This is a genomic window from Cyanobium sp. Tous-M-B4, assembly GCF_024345395.1.
GTDB lineage: Bacteria > Cyanobacteriota > Cyanobacteriia > PCC-6307 > Cyanobiaceae > Cyanobium_A.
Genome location: NZ_JAGQBA010000004.1, coordinates 179,087 through 194,278, shown reverse-complemented (window position 1 = coordinate 194,278; position 15,192 = coordinate 179,087). Strand labels below are relative to the sequence as shown.

General features: G+C 60.8%; 17 protein-coding genes. 8 read left to right on the top strand and 9 right to left on the bottom strand.

Annotation, left to right across the window (positions count from 1 at the left end):
- Positions 1–3 precede the first annotated feature (3 nt).
- On the top strand, positions 4–945 hold the full coding sequence (secF, locus tag KBY73_RS09480; protein WP_254936839.1) for a protein translocase subunit SecF: 942 nt from the start codon (positions 4–6) through the stop codon (positions 943–945).
- Positions 946–1,226: 281 nt separating this feature from the next.
- Here the strand turns inward: secF and KBY73_RS09470 are convergent, their stop codons facing one another.
- The 4 genes from KBY73_RS09470 to mnmH are packed head-to-tail and all read right to left on the bottom strand — an operon-like array spanning position 1,227 to position 4,789.
- Complete coding sequence (locus KBY73_RS09470) at positions 1,227–2,228, bottom strand: AI-2E family transporter (RefSeq protein ID WP_254936838.1); 1,002 nt, start codon at positions 2,226–2,228, stop codon at positions 1,227–1,229.
- A gap of 4 nt (positions 2,229–2,232) precedes the next feature.
- Positions 2,233–3,321 (bottom strand): AI-2E family transporter, encoded by a 1,089-nt coding sequence (locus KBY73_RS09465; RefSeq protein ID WP_254936837.1) that lies wholly within the window; start codon positions 3,319–3,321, stop codon positions 2,233–2,235.
- Between the two features lie 4 nt (positions 3,322–3,325).
- Positions 3,326–3,697, bottom strand: a complete 372-nt coding sequence (gene psb28, locus KBY73_RS09460) for a photosystem II reaction center protein Psb28 (protein ID WP_254936836.1) — start codon at positions 3,695–3,697, stop codon at positions 3,326–3,328.
- Positions 3,698–3,742: 45 nt separating this feature from the next.
- Positions 3,743–4,789 (bottom strand): tRNA 2-selenouridine(34) synthase MnmH, encoded by a 1,047-nt coding sequence (gene mnmH, locus KBY73_RS09455; protein WP_254936835.1) that lies wholly within the window; start codon positions 4,787–4,789, stop codon positions 3,743–3,745.
- A 68-nt stretch (positions 4,790–4,857) separates the two neighbouring features.
- Between mnmH and KBY73_RS09450 the strand changes: the two genes are divergently transcribed.
- Positions 4,858–5,586 carry a GUN4 domain-containing protein gene (locus tag KBY73_RS09450; RefSeq protein ID WP_254936834.1) on the top strand — a complete coding sequence of 243 codons (729 nt, stop codon included), beginning with the start codon at positions 4,858–4,860 and terminating at the stop codon, positions 5,584–5,586.
- Positions 5,587–5,641: 55 nt separating this feature from the next.
- On the top strand, positions 5,642–6,091 hold the full coding sequence (locus KBY73_RS09445) for an ATP-binding protein (RefSeq protein ID WP_254936833.1): 450 nt from the start codon (positions 5,642–5,644) through the stop codon (positions 6,089–6,091).
- Here KBY73_RS09445 and KBY73_RS09440 read toward each other — a convergent pair.
- Complete coding sequence (locus KBY73_RS09440; protein WP_315858421.1) at positions 6,018–6,353, bottom strand: DUF6439 family protein; 336 nt, start codon at positions 6,351–6,353, stop codon at positions 6,018–6,020. The two genes, KBY73_RS09445 and KBY73_RS09440, sit on opposite strands and share 74 nt — an antisense overlap.
- A 52-nt stretch (positions 6,354–6,405) precedes the next feature.
- Here KBY73_RS09440 and KBY73_RS09435 point away from each other — a divergent pair, with 52 nt between their 5' ends.
- Positions 6,406–6,675 carry a hypothetical protein gene (locus tag KBY73_RS09435; protein ID WP_254936831.1) on the top strand — a complete coding sequence of 90 codons (270 nt, stop codon included), beginning with the start codon at positions 6,406–6,408 and terminating at the stop codon, positions 6,673–6,675.
- Here KBY73_RS09435 and KBY73_RS09430 read toward each other — a convergent pair.
- The gene (locus tag KBY73_RS09430) at positions 6,672–7,730 is read right to left on the bottom strand and encodes a class I SAM-dependent methyltransferase (protein WP_254936830.1); all 1,059 of its coding nucleotides are present in this window, start codon (positions 7,728–7,730) and stop codon (positions 6,672–6,674) included. The genes KBY73_RS09435 and KBY73_RS09430 overlap by 4 nt on opposite strands.
- A 139-nt stretch (positions 7,731–7,869) precedes the next feature.
- Between KBY73_RS09430 and KBY73_RS09425 the strand changes: the two genes are divergently transcribed.
- Entirely contained in the window at positions 7,870–8,124 is a 255-nt protein-coding gene (locus KBY73_RS09425) for a hypothetical protein (protein ID WP_254936829.1), read from the top strand.
- On the opposite strand, the gene glnA is transcribed toward KBY73_RS09425, so the two are convergent.
- A complete protein-coding gene (gene glnA, locus KBY73_RS09420) occupies positions 8,112–9,530 on the bottom strand; it encodes a type I glutamate--ammonia ligase (RefSeq protein WP_254936828.1) in 1,419 nt (472 codons plus the stop codon). The two genes, KBY73_RS09425 and glnA, sit on opposite strands and share 13 nt — an antisense overlap.
- 208 nt (positions 9,531–9,738) lie before the next feature.
- On the opposite strand from glnA, the gene KBY73_RS09415 reads away from it, so the two are divergent.
- Positions 9,739–10,257, top strand: a complete 519-nt coding sequence (locus tag KBY73_RS09415; protein WP_254936827.1) for an allophycocyanin subunit beta — start codon at positions 9,739–9,741, stop codon at positions 10,255–10,257.
- Positions 10,258–10,319: 62 nt separating this feature from the next.
- Entirely contained in the window at positions 10,320–11,498 is a 1,179-nt protein-coding gene (locus KBY73_RS09410) for an alanine--glyoxylate aminotransferase family protein (protein WP_254936826.1), read from the top strand.
- On the opposite strand, the gene KBY73_RS09405 is transcribed toward KBY73_RS09410, so the two are convergent.
- Positions 11,461–11,949 (bottom strand): nucleoside deaminase, encoded by a 489-nt coding sequence (locus tag KBY73_RS09405; RefSeq protein ID WP_254936825.1) that lies wholly within the window; start codon positions 11,947–11,949, stop codon positions 11,461–11,463. The genes KBY73_RS09410 and KBY73_RS09405 overlap by 38 nt on opposite strands.
- Before the next feature lie 94 nt (positions 11,950–12,043).
- Here KBY73_RS09405 and KBY73_RS09400 point away from each other — a divergent pair, with 94 nt between their 5' ends.
- Positions 12,044–13,459 carry an aminotransferase class V-fold PLP-dependent enzyme gene (locus KBY73_RS09400; protein ID WP_254936824.1) on the top strand — a complete coding sequence of 472 codons (1,416 nt, stop codon included), beginning with the start codon at positions 12,044–12,046 and terminating at the stop codon, positions 13,457–13,459.
- A gap of 182 nt (positions 13,460–13,641) precedes the next feature.
- Here KBY73_RS09400 and KBY73_RS09395 read toward each other — a convergent pair whose 3' ends face one another.
- Positions 13,642–15,189 carry a DUF697 domain-containing protein gene (locus KBY73_RS09395; RefSeq protein WP_396096902.1) on the bottom strand — a complete coding sequence of 516 codons (1,548 nt, stop codon included), beginning with the start codon at positions 15,187–15,189 and terminating at the stop codon, positions 13,642–13,644.
- Positions 15,190–15,192: the final 3 nt, after the last annotated feature.

Below are 15,192 nucleotides of genomic sequence, written 5' to 3'. Positions count from 1 at the left end.
CCGATGTTTTCTTTCCGCGTTAATCGCCACCGCCGCCAGCTGTGGCTCCTGTCAACAGTGGCGTTGCTTTTGAGTTTGCTGGGAATGGCTGTCAGCTGGTTGTCGCCCTCAATCCGAGCTCCACTGCGCCCAGGGCTTGATTTTACCGGCGGCACTCAGATTCAAATTGAGCGCAGCTGCGACCCAGCCTGTGCCCCGTTGGCTGCTGATTCGGTTCAAGCAAGCCTGGTCGCCTTGAAGCTGCCAGTGGATGGCTCAGATCCTGCTCCACCACTAAACGGAGCCACAGTCCAGCTTCTTGATGGTGGACGCTCACTGGTCTTGCGCCTGCCCAGTCTGAGCCCTGCCCAGTCAGAAACGGTGATCAAGTCCATTAAGAGCCAAATCGGCGATACGGTCTCGGGGGGTCTGTCCGTAGACACGATTGGCCCCACCCTTGGCTCCCAGCTGCTACGGGCCAGCTTGGTTTCTTTGTTAGTTAGTTTCGTAGGCATATCCATATATATTTCCTTACGCTACGACCGCGTTTATGCATTATTGGCACTTGTTTGCCTGGGTCATGATGTTTTGATCACTTGTGGATTGTTTGCATGGCTTGGAGTGCTGGCTGGTATAGAGGTTAATAGCCTTTTTGCCGTGGCCTTGCTTACCATTGCTGGCTACTCAGTTAATGATACCGTGGTCATCTTTGACCGAATACGTGAGAAACGTGCCCAGCTCAAAGATTTATCCCTAGCGGATCAGGCGGATGAGGCGGTGATCAGTACGTTGACCCGATCCGTTTACACATCCCTTACAACCCTTCTGCCTTTGATTGCTCTCATTTTCTTTGGTGGTAGCACTTTGTTTTGGTTCTCCATTGCCTTGAGTTTTGGCATTTTGGTGGGAGCTTATTCAAGTATCGGTGTTGCTCCAACCCTGCTACCGGTATTGTCCCGTCGCTAATCAGGCCCCTGCTCATGCTGTAAAGCTGCGCCGGCGCAGCCTGGGAGGCTCCTTCGTGCCAATCCTTCTTGCTCTGCTTGCTCTTCTGGATCTGCGAGTCGAGCTGCAGCTACTCGCAGACCACTTCACCTTGACTTCCTTGGCGGCAGCGATTCGCAATCATCTCCTTGCTACCGCGGTGCTATTGCTGTTGCCTTCGTTATTGCATCACTACCGCCAAAGAGCTTAGTAACTATTCTGCCGATCACTCCTGGTGGTAGTCCAGAGATCAATTACAGCAATCAATTCCAGTGATCCATCACTTCCTTTACCAATACTTCTTCAAAGAGAACTTGTAGCACAACAACTAAGGGCAAGGCAAGTAGCACTCCTGGCAGCCCAAGGAGTGCTCCTAGGCATAGCTGGGCAGTGAGGGCAACGGTGGGTAGCAAATTCACAGTTCGCCGTAGCAGCACAGGCGTAAGCAAAAAGGCTTCGGCATTTTGCAAAATGAGCCGCAGCACTAACACCTGCAGCATTTTTGCTGGTGACACCAGCAGCCCCACCGCTAGTGGCAACAAGGTGGCTGCGGTGGGGCCAATCGTTGGTACGAAGGTAAGCAGACCGCACACCAGGGCGCTCAATAGGGCCAACGGCACACCCAACAGGGCTAACCCGGCCCAGGTGAGCAGAAACACGCTCACGGCAGAAAGGGTCATGCCGGCGAGCCAGCCACCCAGGGCCTGACGGGATTCACCCAGCAGATGTTGCATCTGGGGCCGCCAGAAGCTGGGAGTAAGGGAAACAATCACCTTTTGATGACTGCGAGGATCCAGGGCCAGCAGAATCGCCAGCAAGGCCATCAACAGCATCTGGATTGTGGTGTTTGCAGCACCGCCCGCCAGGCCAAGCAGCTGGCCGCCTAGGGGCTGGAGCCGCTCCCATGTACCAAGTGCCATCAACTGCTGCTCTAGATCAGGTAGCCAGTCCACCTGGCGGGCCAGGCTGCTCAGCCGCAAAGCCAAGACAGGCAAGAGGGTGGTCAATTGTTTGATCTGCTCCAGCAGCTCAGGCAGCAACAGCTGACCCAGCACCCCGCCGAGCAACACCAGTGAAACCAGCACCACAATCAGGGCAGCTGGGCGGTTCAGGGGCAGAAGACGCCGCAGCAGGGTGATCGGTACATCAAGGGCAACAGCCAGCACCACGGCGCCGAACAGCACCAGCAACACCCAACGCAATTCCCAGGTGAGCAGCCCAATGACAATCAGGGCTAGTGCTCCAAGCACTGTGCGGCCGTTCATCGCGTCAGCCTGTCAGGCGCAGACGTTTCCATGGGTCCAGGATGTCGCGGATTAGCAGTTCGCGCACCATCACCTGCAGGCAAACGGCTAAAGGCAAGGCCAGCAGCAACCCCAGCGGACCAAACACAACCGTAAACAGCAACTGGGCCGTGAGGGTGAAGCCAGGCAGCAGCTTGAGCTGGTGATGCATTACCGAAGGTGTAATCAAATAGCTTTCCAGGTTTTGCACAGCGACATAAAGCGCTAGCACCGCTGCCGCTTTCCAGGGAGCATCTAGAAGTGCAACGGACATCGGAAAAACCGTGCTTAGGGTTGGTCCGATGTTGGGAATGATGTTGAGCAGGCCTGCAAGCAGGGCGTTTGCTGCCACCAACTTCACCCCGAGCAAACTCAAGCCGATTGCTGCCAAGATTCCCACGCAAAGGGAGCTGATTAACACTCCCACCATCCAGGCACTTAGGGCATCGCCACATTGCACCAAGACCTGACGGAAGCGGCGCCTGTAAAAAGATGGCACTAGCAGCACACCCACATCTAGGTAGGCGGTGGGCTGCACAGCCACCATCACAGCAACTGCAACTACAAATAGGATCTGCAACAGACCGGTGCCAACTCCACCTGCAAGCCCAAGCAGGCGCAGGGCGCCGCTGCCCAAGCTGCTGCTCAGGCTGGGGGAGAGCCCTGGGGTTGTGCCAGGGTCGCTACCAACCAGTCCCTCTCGAAGCCAGGCGAGGCCGCCATCCCCGCTGCCATAAATCATTTGAGAAACCTGCGATAGAGCGTCTCTCAAGAGATTCAGCAGGGTTTCGGCAGCTGCGGGCAACTTGCCAAGCAACTGGCTGAATTGGTCAACGAAAGGGGGGATCACCACGGTGGCTGCCACAGCCAGCACCAGAAGGACCGTGCCAAGGCTGAGCAAAACTGCCAGCGGCCTGGAGCACCCCAACCGGGACCGGATTGATCCCACCAGAGTGCAAAGGGCCATAGCCAGCACCACAGCCGCAAACAGGTAAATCAGGCTCTGACGCAAGCTCCAAAGCAGCACCAGGGATGCCACCAATGCCAAAAGGCCTAGCCACTGGCCGAATTTCAAGGCCTCAGGCCTCGTCCTGCTCGGGCTGATCATCATCTTTATTGCCCGAGAAGCCCAGATCGTGGCTGTCGGCGTAGCGCTGGGCAAAGCGCATGAAGCGATCGAAATCCTCTGTGCTCTTCCAGGTGAAGGTGCACTCCAAGGCGCTGGCCTTGCCGTTGACGAAGCGGGCCTTCACTTCACGGGTGACCAGCTCGCCTTCCTCATCGACCAGAAACATGCCGGTAATGTCGCCCATGCTTTCGGGCGCAAGGGCATCGGGCTCCTCGAACACGAAAAGGGCCTGGCCGGTGCGGCCGTCCCGCGAGCGGGTGAGACGGATGTCGGGCACGACCGGCTCATCCACCCCACGGAAGAACTGAATGGCGGCGCCCATGGCAAGCGGGGACAAAAATCAATCCTAGGAGCCCGCCTTAACTAACTACCCGCAGAGCTGCTCCCACCAGGGAGCTGGTTGCAGCAATTCAGCTGCAGCTGCATCGGGGTCTAGTCCGCCCAAATCGAAGCTGGACAACAGGGGCTTATCGCGTCTGCTGAGCTCTTTGTCGTAGCAGCGGTCGTAGTAGTCGAGCATCTGCTGGCAGGCAGCCGCCCAGTCTTGAGAGGCGATCGCATCCAGAGCAGTTGCCGTGCGTTGGGGGCCAAGCCGCCGGGCGATGCGTTCGGTGGCGAGGCGTAAGGACTCCTCCCCTTGATTGCCATATACCGCAACCAGTTGCTCAACCCGCTCCGCGATTGGACGTTGGATCTCAACAGCCGGCGCCTCACCCATTTGGCGCCACAAGCCCGCGGGAATACGGCAGCGACCGACCTGGGCGCTTTCGGCTTCAAGCCAGATCGGTGCCTGACCTGCGCAGACCGTAAGGCTTGCAGCCAGTAGGTTCTCGTAGTGCTCCGTGCTCGGTTGAGGGGGTTGGCCCAAGCCGCCGAAACTGCTGCCCCGGTGATTGGCTAGTCCCTCGAGATCAACGACCGCCTGCCCTCTTTGCCGAAGGGCATGCAACAAGTCGGTTTTGCCCGTGCCGGTGCGACCGCCGAGCACCAGTAGGGGCCAGGCGGACTCAAAACAGTCCAACACCCAGCGGCGGTAGGCCTTGTAGCCGCCTTCCAAGAGCAAAACGGGCAGCTCCAAGGTGCTCGCCAGCCAGGCCATGCTGCCTGAGCGCATGCCACCACGCCAGCAGTGTAGGCGCAGGGACTTGTCTGCTTCAGCAAGCTCCAATAGCGCCTGGGCAAGGGATGGCAACTTCAGTCCAACCAATTCCAGGCCGAGCAGCACGGCATGCTGACGTCCCTGTTGCTTATAGACAGTGCCAACTTGGGCCCGCTCTTCGTTGCTAAACAAAGGCAGGTTGACCGCTCCGGGCACATGACCCTGTTCATATTCCCCAGGGCTGCGCACGTCCACGATCGGCCCCTCGGCCGCCAGGAATGCGGTCACATCTTGGGGAGGGCAGGGGCCCGACATCACTGTTGAGGATCTCAGCTGACATAGTGGGCCACGCTGGCACTGCTTCAGGCTCGGCTTCCATTTCCATGCTTTCCGGACCTCCGGTCACCGCCGCTACCGGCACCAGCCCTAGGGCCCTGCTTGAACGCTTTCAGGCCGGCAATACCCGTCAAAGGCGTGCCCTGCTGGCCACCCTGCAGCATCAGAGCCATGTCTTGCGGCCGCTAATCCCAGACCATCTGGCCGGCGTCGATGCCACCGGAGATGACTGGGCAGCTGGTTTTTTAATTCAGCTCCTGCTCGATGAACAGGATGGGCTGCGCGAAGAGTTCCTGGCCCGCTACCCCGACGGCTGGCTTGCCACGGTGTCGGCCCGTGGACTGGACTACGCGCCCCTGCAACGAGCCCTGATGGCTCAGCAGTTTGAGGAAGCAGATCGAATCACCAGCAGCTTGCTGCGCAAGCTGGCCGGTCCAGAAGCAGTACGGCGAGGTTACGTGTACTACAGCGAGGTGCCGCCGATAGCCACCGCCGACCTAGACAGCCTCGATCGGCTCTGGGTCTGTTTTTCACGCGGCCGTTTTGGCTTCTCGGTGCAAGGCAGGTTGCTACGCAGTTGCAATGGCCGTTGGGAGCTGCTCTGGCCCAAGTTGGCCTGGAAGGATGCAGGCCGCTGGACGCGCTATCCAGGCTCCTTTCAGTGGTCCATTGAGGCCCCTGAGGGGCATATGCCCCTTGTCAATCAACTGCGCGGCGTGCGGCTGATGGATGCCCTGCTCAACCACCCAGCTCTGCAACAGCGGATCAAGGCCTGAGCCAGGGTGCACGCAGCGGCGTATGGTCAAAACGGCACCTGCGTCCCTCAGCCCGATGGCCCTGCGCTGGTCGGACTTCATCACGCCTTCAACGCTGCAGCTGGCACCGCTGTTGGAACTGTTGATTGAGCCCATTCGCTGCCTGCAGCTTCAGGGTCAGGTGCAGCTTGGTTTGCAAGAAGCACTGGTCAATGCGGTCCGCCATGGCAACGGTTGCGACCCAGCCAAATGCTTGAGAGTGCGCCGCATTGAAACCCCCAACTGGCTGGTGTGGCAGGTGCAGGACGAGGGAGCTGGGGTGCCACCAGCGGCTCGCAGCACCAACCTGCCCGATCAGCTAGACGCTGCGGGTGGTCGCGGCCTGTTTTTGATTCATCACTGCTTCGACGACGTGCGCTGGAGTAACCGCGGCAACCGGTTGCAACTGGCAGTCAGTCGGCAGCGAGCGTCGTTGCTGACGCCGGTCGGTGGCTGGGGCAACCAGGATCGCTCAGCTCAGCCTTAAGCCAGCCCAGCCCATGCTCAACCAACTCGATAGCCTGACGGCGGGCGTCCGAGGTTTGAGGTGCCCCGGGATCATCGGCCCTAAGCAGCAGCACCAGGGCTGCTGCAAGCTGCTCAGCGCCGCGCCGGGCGCGTTGGGCCTTGAAGGCGTGCCAATCCCGGTCACTAATTGCCAGATGCCGCTGCAAAGCGACAGCCGCCTCTAGGGAGCCTTCTGGCCAGCTTCGTTTTTGCTTGGACAATGGGATTTGCACTGGACGCATACAGGCTCGAGGTTCCATCCTGAAGCCTGTAACGCCTCGTTGGGAGCTGGCCATGCCGACGCGACCATTGGGCCACCACTCGGTGCGCCAACCAATTCGCCTCCTGCACCTGCTGGATGGGTTGCTCACCCAGGCATCTTTGACAGCTAAAAGTTCCGGGGTGAATCAGCGGCGGCAACGCCAGCGTCTTGAGTTAACCCAGAGATTGCTTGATCCCCTGCCCGAGCAGCTGGCACCTCCCTATCGCCAGGAGGTGCTGTTTTGGCGTGGGCTGCGCTGGGCCACCGCCGGTCTGCTCATGGCCTGGATTCTGAAGCGCTAGCGAGGCTTGCGGGCCGTCCAGACCCGGGTCATGAAATGGCTTTGGGCTGTGATGCCCTCAAAGCCAGGTTGGGTAAGACGAGCGCCGATGTCATCTGAGATGTAATCGCGGTAATAGGGCTCATGGAAAACCCGCCGGAAGTTTTCCATTACGGCACTGAATTGGGGCGAATCAGCCAGCTGTACGGAATCGGCAATGACCACAACCCCGCCAGGCTCCAACACCCGGTAGGCCTGATTGATCACGTTCTGACGGGCCTCGCCCGGCAGCTCGTGGAACAGGAAAACGCAGGTGACCGCTTGAAAACTTGCGTCGGCAAAGGGCAGTGCCTCGGCATTGCCTTGGGTTAGCTGGGGAAGTTCACCGGGCAGCTGACTAAGCCACTTGTTGGCCTGGCGCAGGTAGGCACTGGAAAGATCCAATCCCACCAGCTGGGCTTTTGGTAAAGCCGCCCTGATCTGGCGCAGGGTGCGACCGGTGCCGGTGGCTAGGTCGAGCACGCGCACCTGGCCGGCTGGCCGATCGGCGAAGGCTTTGATACCCCGCAGCAGGGGAGCCAGCACCCGCCGCCGCATTGGGTCGGCTGAGCCATTAAACAGAATTTCTACCTGCAGATCGTAGAGCGCCGCGGAGTGGTCGCTTAGGTAGCCGTCTGTCTGGTGATGAAAATTTTGAAGGTAATAGTCGGGATAATTATCTAGATCAACACTGCTGGGCAAGTCGCGCACTTTGCGCTCCCGGCGGCGAGTCCAGGTGCTGGGCATATCTAGCCACACCAGTGGATACCGACTGGCCCAATCAAGCCAGGGGGCATCGAACAGGAGGGAAGGCGGGTAAAGGCCCTGTTCTGCTTCCTGCCAGTCGCGCTCGTGCAATGAATCCATGGCCTGCCTGAGGCTGGCCAGCAGCTCAGGCGGAATTGGCACGGTTTTTGGGGTGCCATCTGGAGCAAGCAACCCCATAAGCCTGGTGCTCACCTCTTTGTGGGTCACCCCAAGCAACGCCCTGCCCTGCTGCATGGTTTGGTAGGCCAACTTTGTGAGCTGATCGGGCATGGCTAGGCAATGGCTTGTGTCCATTTCAGCGAATTTGAACTCACACTGCGATTGCTGAAGAGCTGTGAAGCTCTGGCCATTTAGTAGCAACCGCTACCAAGACAGCAGCAGACTGGATCCAGAGAGAGGGGAGCACTCCATGAACATTGCCCGCCTGCAGAGCCAGCATGCCGATCCTGAATTTCAAACCTGGAGCCTGTTGCACGCTCGCGACAACCGCCTCCACGGCGCCGAACTGGCCCAGATAACCAAACACCACGATCCCAACCCCGCCGCGGACGCCCTGCATCAGCTCCAAGCCTGGGCAAGGCGCCAGGCCCGCGAGAAGCAACTGCAGGCAAGCGCTATCGCCCACCTGCGCTATTGCCCACCGGCGTCTGCTCAAGCGTCGTAGTACATCACAAACTCGTGGGGGTGGGGCCGCTGGCGTAGCTGCTGCACCTCCTCGTATTTAAGGGTGATCCAATTGTTGATGAAGTCTTCGGTGAAGACGCCACCAGCTAGCAGATAATCCTTATCTGCATCTAGGGCTTCAAGGGCACCATTCAGTGAGGCCGGCACAGTGGAGATGCGAGCCAATTCCTCTGGCGAGAGCTCGAACAGATCAACATCGGTGCCATCGCCCGGGTCAATTTGGTTCTTGATGCCATCGATGCCTGCCATCAACATTGCCGCGAAGCCGAGGTAGGGGTTGGACAGGGCATCGCCGGAGCGGAATTCCAGGCGCTTGGCCTTGGGGCTCGGCCCCGTGAGCGGAATGCGAACCGCGGCGGAACGATTGCCCTGGGAATAAACCAGGTTCACCGGAGCCTCGAAGCCTGGCACCAATCGCTTGTAGCTGTTAGTTGTTGGATTTGTGAAGGCCAGGAAACTGGGGGCGTGCTTCAGCAGCCCTCCGATGTACCAACGGGCAGTCTGGGAAAGGTTGGCGTAGGTGCCTTCGCCGAAAAACAGGGGATTGCCGCCTCGCCAGAGGCTCTGGTGCACATGCATGCCGCTGCCGTTATCGGCGAACACGGGTTTGGGCATGAAGGTGGCCGTCTTGCCGTACTTACGGGCAACGTTGCGCACTACGTATTTGTAGATCATCACGTTGTCGGCTGCGCTGATCAGCTCGGCAAACTTGATACCCAGCTCATGCTGGGCCGTTGCCACCTCGTGGTGCTGCTTCTCGATCGGCACCCCCAGGCTGCCCATGGTGAGCAACATCTCCGTGCGCATGTCCTGCAGGGTGTCGTTGGGGGCTACCGGGAAGTAGCCCTCCTTCAACTGAATCTTGTAGGCGAGGTTGCCGCCCTCCTCAAGGCGGGCGCTATTCCAAGGTGCTTCAACTGAATCGACGCTGTAGAAGCTGCTGCCGCTGCCTGAGCTGTAACGGACGTCGTCGAAGACAAAGAATTCAGGCTCCGGCCCGAAGTAGGCGGTATCGGCGATACCGGTGGAACTGAGGTAGTTGAGCGCTTTCTGGGCCAAGGCCCGGGGACAACGGCCATAGGGCTTGCCACTTCGGGGCTCCTGGATCGAGCAGATCAGGCTCAGGGTTTTGTGGCTGTAAAAGGGATCGATCCAGGCGGTGTTGGGGTCCGGCACCATCGCCATGTCCGATTCGTTGATCGCCTTCCAGCCCCGTATCGAGGAGCCGTCAAAGGCAACGCCATCGCTGAAGGAGGCCTCGTCGATCAGGTCGCGGCAGACCGTCAGGTGCTGCCACTTGCCATGCAAGTCGACAAACTTGAGGTCGATCAGCTCGATTCCCTCCTCATGGATCTGACGGAGGACGTCTTGGGCTGTTTGGGCCATTACGAACAAGAAGGATGGGTGCCGACCGGTTGCGGCGTTGCCGGACCGTACGGATCGGCCAGACGCTAATTGGTAGCGCCCGTAACCAAACTGACGGAGAGGATTGCGTAACCGTTTCTGTCAACTTCCCCAGAACCCATCCCTGGCCTGGGATTTGGCGGAATGTGAGTGCTAGTTTTCGATACAGGTGCGTCGATTTGATTCCGCCATGCGCGATGCCATCACTGGTCTAATTGGCCGTTATGACCAGCTCGGCCGCTATTTAGACCGCGATGCGATCGACCGCATCAGCATTTATTACTCCGAATCCAGCGTGCGCCTGGCTGCGGTGGAGCTGATCAACCGTGAGGCTGCGGCCATCGTGCGCGAGGCGGCCCAGCGCCTCTGGCTTGCCGATCCCGAGCTGATCCTGCCCGGTGGCAACGCCTACACCACAAGGCGCCTTTCGGCTTGCCTGCGGGACATGGATTACTTCCTGCGTTACGCCAGCTATGCCCTGATCGCCGACGACGCATCGATCCTCAACGAGCGGGTGCTGAACGGTCTCGACGACACCTACAAGAGTCTTGGCGTGCCGACCGGCCCCACCGTGCGCAGCATTGCCTTGATGGCTGATGTGGTCTGCGAGATGCTGCTCGATGCGGGTGTGGCATCGGCGGCAGTGGTTCGTGCCCCCTTTGACCATCTGTGCCGTGGTCTTGGTGCCACCAATCTGCGGGCCCGCTAGGCCACGTAATTGCTACTTAGGCTCGATTTACACGCTCCATCCTGGTCTTGGTTCCCCTGCCCGTGCTGCCACCAGTTAATTCAGCCCATCGCCGCACGCTGGCTCCCATAGCCACGCCGGATCGTCTGCTGCTCGGTCCTGGCCCCTCCAATGCCCATCCCACCGTGCTTCAGGCCCTGGCCCGAATGCCGATTGGTCACCTCGACCCCCTCTACGTCGAGCTGATGGGTGAGGTGCAGGATCTGCTCCGCTACGCCTGGCAGACCGAAAACCGCCTCACCATTCCAATGAGCGGCACCGGCAGTGCGGCCATGGAAGCCAGTCTGGCCAACACGATTGAGCCTGGCGACACTGTTTTGGTGGCCGTTAAGGGCTACTTCGGCCTGCGTCTGGCCGACATGGCCGGTCGCTACCGGGCCAATGTTGTGACGATCGAGAAGCCCTGGGGAGAAGCTTTCAGCCTTGCTGAACTTGAGCGCGCCGTAGCCACCCATCAGCCCAAAATTCTGGCCATCGTCCACGCCGAAACATCCACCGGGATCTGCCAGCCCATGGAGGGCATCGGCGATCTCTGCCGTGAGCACGACTGCCTGCTCTTGCTTGATACCGTCACCTCCCTCGGTGCGGTGCCCCTCTACCTCGATGAATGGAAGGTGGATCTGGCCTACAGCTGCAGCCAGAAGGGCCTCAGCTGTCCTCCTGGCCTTGGACCCTTCACCATGGGCCCGCGAGCCGAGGCAAAAATGATGGCCCGGGCGGGCAAGGTCCCCAACTGGTACCTGGACGTCACCCTGCTGAATCAGTACTGGGGCAGTGATCGGGTGTACCACCACACAGCGCCAGTAAATATGAATTTCGGCATGCGCGAAGCCCTGCGCCTGCTTGCCGAGGAGGGACTGGAGGCAGCCTGGGCCCGCCACCGCAGCAATTCCGAGCTCCTATGGGCTGGTCTCGAAGCCCTCGGGCTCGAGCTGCATGCCCCGGCAGCCCTGCGCCTTCCCACCCTCACCACAGTGCGCATCCCCGCAGGAGTTGATGGCAAAGCCTTCTCTCAGCACCTGCTCACTAAGCATGGAATTGAGGTGGGTGGAGGCTTGGGCGCCCTGGCGGGCAAGGTTTGGCGGATCGGCCTGATGGGTTACAACAGCCAGCCTCAAAACGTCGACCTCCTGCTCAACCTGTTTGAAACCGAGCTGCCAGCCTTCATGCCTGCAGTTGCCCCTGCTGCCGTCGCCGCTTAAACCAGCTCGCCAGCAGACCGCTGGCCTGTTCGCCCAAAACCCCTCCGATCACCGTCATGTGGTGATGGGCACTGGCGTTGCTTGCTAAGTCAAGGCAACTGCCGAGGGCGCCCCTTTTCGGATCCGTAGCGCCGAAAATTACCGTTCCCATGCGGGCTTGCACCAAGGCACCGGCACACATCGGGCAAGGTTCCAGGCTCACCAGCAAAGTGCAGCCATTAAATCTCCAGTCGCCGCGCAAACGGGCCGCCTGGCCAAGGGCCACCAGTTCTGCGTGTCCAAGGGGATCGTTGTGCTGTTCGCGTCGATTGCTGCCCCAGCCGATACAGCGTCCGCCTTCATCGAGCACCACAGCGGCGACGGGAATTTCGCCCTGGTTTCCGGCCCGTTCTGCGTGGCGCAGCAGCAGTTGCATCCACTGGCGCTGCAGCTGGGGCCCTGATGGGCCCATGAGTTGGGAACGATCCACTGCTTGCTGCCCGCAGCACAAACCCACTTGTAGCCCACCTCCACAGGTGAGAATGGCTTGATCCGATCGGTTTTCGTTGGCTAGCGCCCCCCCTGCCCCGCGGGCCAGCCAGCCCCTGCCCTTCGCCAGTCCGGAGCAGCTAGACCCCAGGCTGCAGGACTTTTTAGAGCAGGCTTCACGGCAGCTCTGTGTGTGGCTTGGTAGTGCTGCAGAACGCTCGCCACTGCCCGGCTTGAGCGTTTTGCCACCGGTGGAGCCGGAAGGTCACGGTTTGGCTCCGGAGATGCTGTTGGCCGATCTGCAGCTCGTGATGGATGGGGCCTTTAATCCCAACCACCCCGGTGCCCTTGCCCATCTCGACCCACCACCACTGCCGGCCTCGGTGGCTGCAGATTTGATCTGCGCCGGCCTTAACAACAACATGTTGGCTGAGGAATTGTCCCCCAGCTTGAGCCGCCTAGAGCGCAGCCTCACGGCCTGGCTGGCTGAGCAGCTGGGCCTGCCTGCTGGTAGTGGTGGTGTGGCCGCCAGCGGCGGCACCCTTTCCAACTTGATGGCCCTGGTCGCAGCGAGACGCCAGCGGGGTTTGGCCATAGACGGCCGGGCGGTGGTGGTGGCAAGCATTGATGCCCATGTCTCCCTCGCTAAAGCACTGGCGGTGATGGGCTTACCGCCTGAGGCCCTGCGGCCGGTGGCAGTCGATAGCCAGGGCCGACTAGATCCAACCGCTTTGGAGCTGGAGCTTGATCAACTCGAGCGGGCTGGGAAGCCTGTAATCGCGGTAGTCGCTACCGCTGGCACCACCGTTCGGGGGGCAGTCGACCCCCTCAGTGAGATAGCTGGGATTTGCCAGCGGCGCGGCCAGTGGCTGCATGTGGATGGGGCCATCGGCGCCGTGTTCGGCCTGGTGCCTGCCCACCGCCATCGGGTTGCTGGCCTGGAGCGAGCCGATTCGATCACGATCAATCCCCAGAAACTGCTGGGAATCACCAAAGCCTCCTCCTTGCTATTGCTGGCCCGCCCTCAGGCACTGGCGGAGGCGTTTCACACCGGACTGCCCTACATGGAGCCGAGCTGGGGTGGTAGCCACGGCGGTGAAAGTGGCCTGCAGGGCACCCGCCCCGGTGAAATTCTCAAGCTTTGGCTCGGTTTGCGGCAGCTTGGCCTGGTGGGGATCGAAGCGGTGCTCGATGGGGCTATTCAGCGTCGCCGCCAGCTTCAGGCCCTACTGGCACCCAACGAGCGGCTGCAGTTGATCGGTGGCTCCTTCCATCTGCTGGCCTTCACCCCCCATCAACTTGATGCCGCCGCCAGCCAAGCCTGGAGCGATCGCACTCGCCAGCGTCTGCTCCAGGAGCAGCTGATGCTTTCGCGGCCTCACTACGCCGGGCGCCACCATCTCAAGGCCGTGCTCGGTAACCCCCACACCAAACCAGCCCACCTCGAGAACCTCGCCAGGGTGGTGCATGCCAGCCTCGATGAACAACCCTGATACACCTCCCCCTGTGAGTGAACCCCCTGCTGTGACGAGCTCCGGCCGAGGCCGTTGGGTCGCGATTGTGACTGGCGCCATTTCGGTATTAATCGGCGTTCTTTATTTGGCCATGATCGTGGTGCTTGATAGCCGGGGACCACTGCAGCCACCACCACCGGAGGCCTTGGGCAAGCTGCCGGTCAGTCGGGCTCAGGCCTTGGCGGCAAACTCCGCTGCTTTGCCTGCAGTGGTTGCACCACCCGGCTGAAGGCGGCTTTAAGGAAGCGACTCATGGCCCCGTCGCGTCGGCTGAGGTCGTATTGCTGCTGCACGACCTCCTGCACACCACCGTCGCCCCATTCTTGGTCGCGCTCGAAGTAGGTGATGAAGCTCAGCCCCGCAACCCGGGTGAGCCAGGCAGCACTGACCGCCTGAATGGCACGGCTCACAACCAGAGCAGGTACGTTCAGGCTTAGGGACGCACTAAGCAGGCTGACGCCCCCCTTCACCAGCCCGAGGCCAGCCATGGTGCGTCCAACGGAAAGGGCCAGATCTTGGGCACTTTGGCGACTCATGCTGATGCCATAAATACGGGCGATCTCCACCACCATTTGGGCGTTTACAGCTGCGGCACCGAGCAGATCCAGACCAGGCAGGGGTGTGACGGCAAGCACCCCGGCTCCGATCCACATGTAGCGATCAACGATCACCTCGCAGTCGCTGCGGCGCTGCCGGGTCAGCAGGGAGCGGCTGGCCTCACTGAGCCGCCGGCACTGCAAAAGCAGATTGTCGGCAATCAGTTCTTCCCCGTCGGCGTGGAGCACGGCGGCGATACGGCGTAACAGGGCATCGACCTCGGCGGCTGGCTGCAAGGGACGCCCCCCTGGCATGGGCACGCTCTGGGGTGCCGCGCTGGCGGGGATCACGTCTTCGGCCGCAATGTGCTCGCGGCTGCGTTGGCGCAGCAGCTGCAGCAACCTTGCTTCCTCCTGCTCACCGCGCAGGTCGCACTTGTTGAGCACCAGCATCAGCCGCTTTCCCAGACCAGCCAGGGCTTCAAAAACCTCAAGCTCGGCGGCGCGCAGGTCGCCGTCCACCACGAGCAGAAGCAGGTCCGCCTTGCTTGCCTGGTCGCGGGCGAGCCGCTCCCTCTCTAGCCCAGCAGCACCTGCTTCGAGGATTCCGGGCGTGTCAACTAAAACCACGGCTCGCTGCAGGCTGCGCAGCCGCAGGCGATAGCGCTGGGTTTCGCTGGTAGATCCCATGGCAGCTCCCACCTTGCCCACCAGCTCTTGCAGCAGGGCCCGGATCAGAGAGGTTTTGCCTGCCGACCCCGTACCAAACAGCACAATCACGAGATCGCCCCGTTCGAGCTCGGCCTGCATGCGCTGCCGCTCTTGACGCAGGGCTTCCCGCTCCACCGCATCGCGCACCCGATCGAGGGTTTGATCGATGGCGGCCAGGTTTTGGGCAGCTGCTTCCCGCCGGTTACCCGGCGGCGGCAAGCTGGCGGCCGCTCCTGACCTGGCCTTGCCGGTAATGGTCCGCAGCCACGGCCAGGCCAGTTGCACAAGCAGCAGCACGAAGCCAGCGAAAACAAGAGCAAACACCGGCTGAACAATCCAGCTCGGCAAATACCAGCTCAGTTGCCAGTAGAGGTTGTTGACCCCCTGCAGCAATGCGCCAACGGCGATCAGGGCCAGCACAGCTAGGCCGGCGATCATCCACAGGCGGGTGCGGGTGCTCACAAC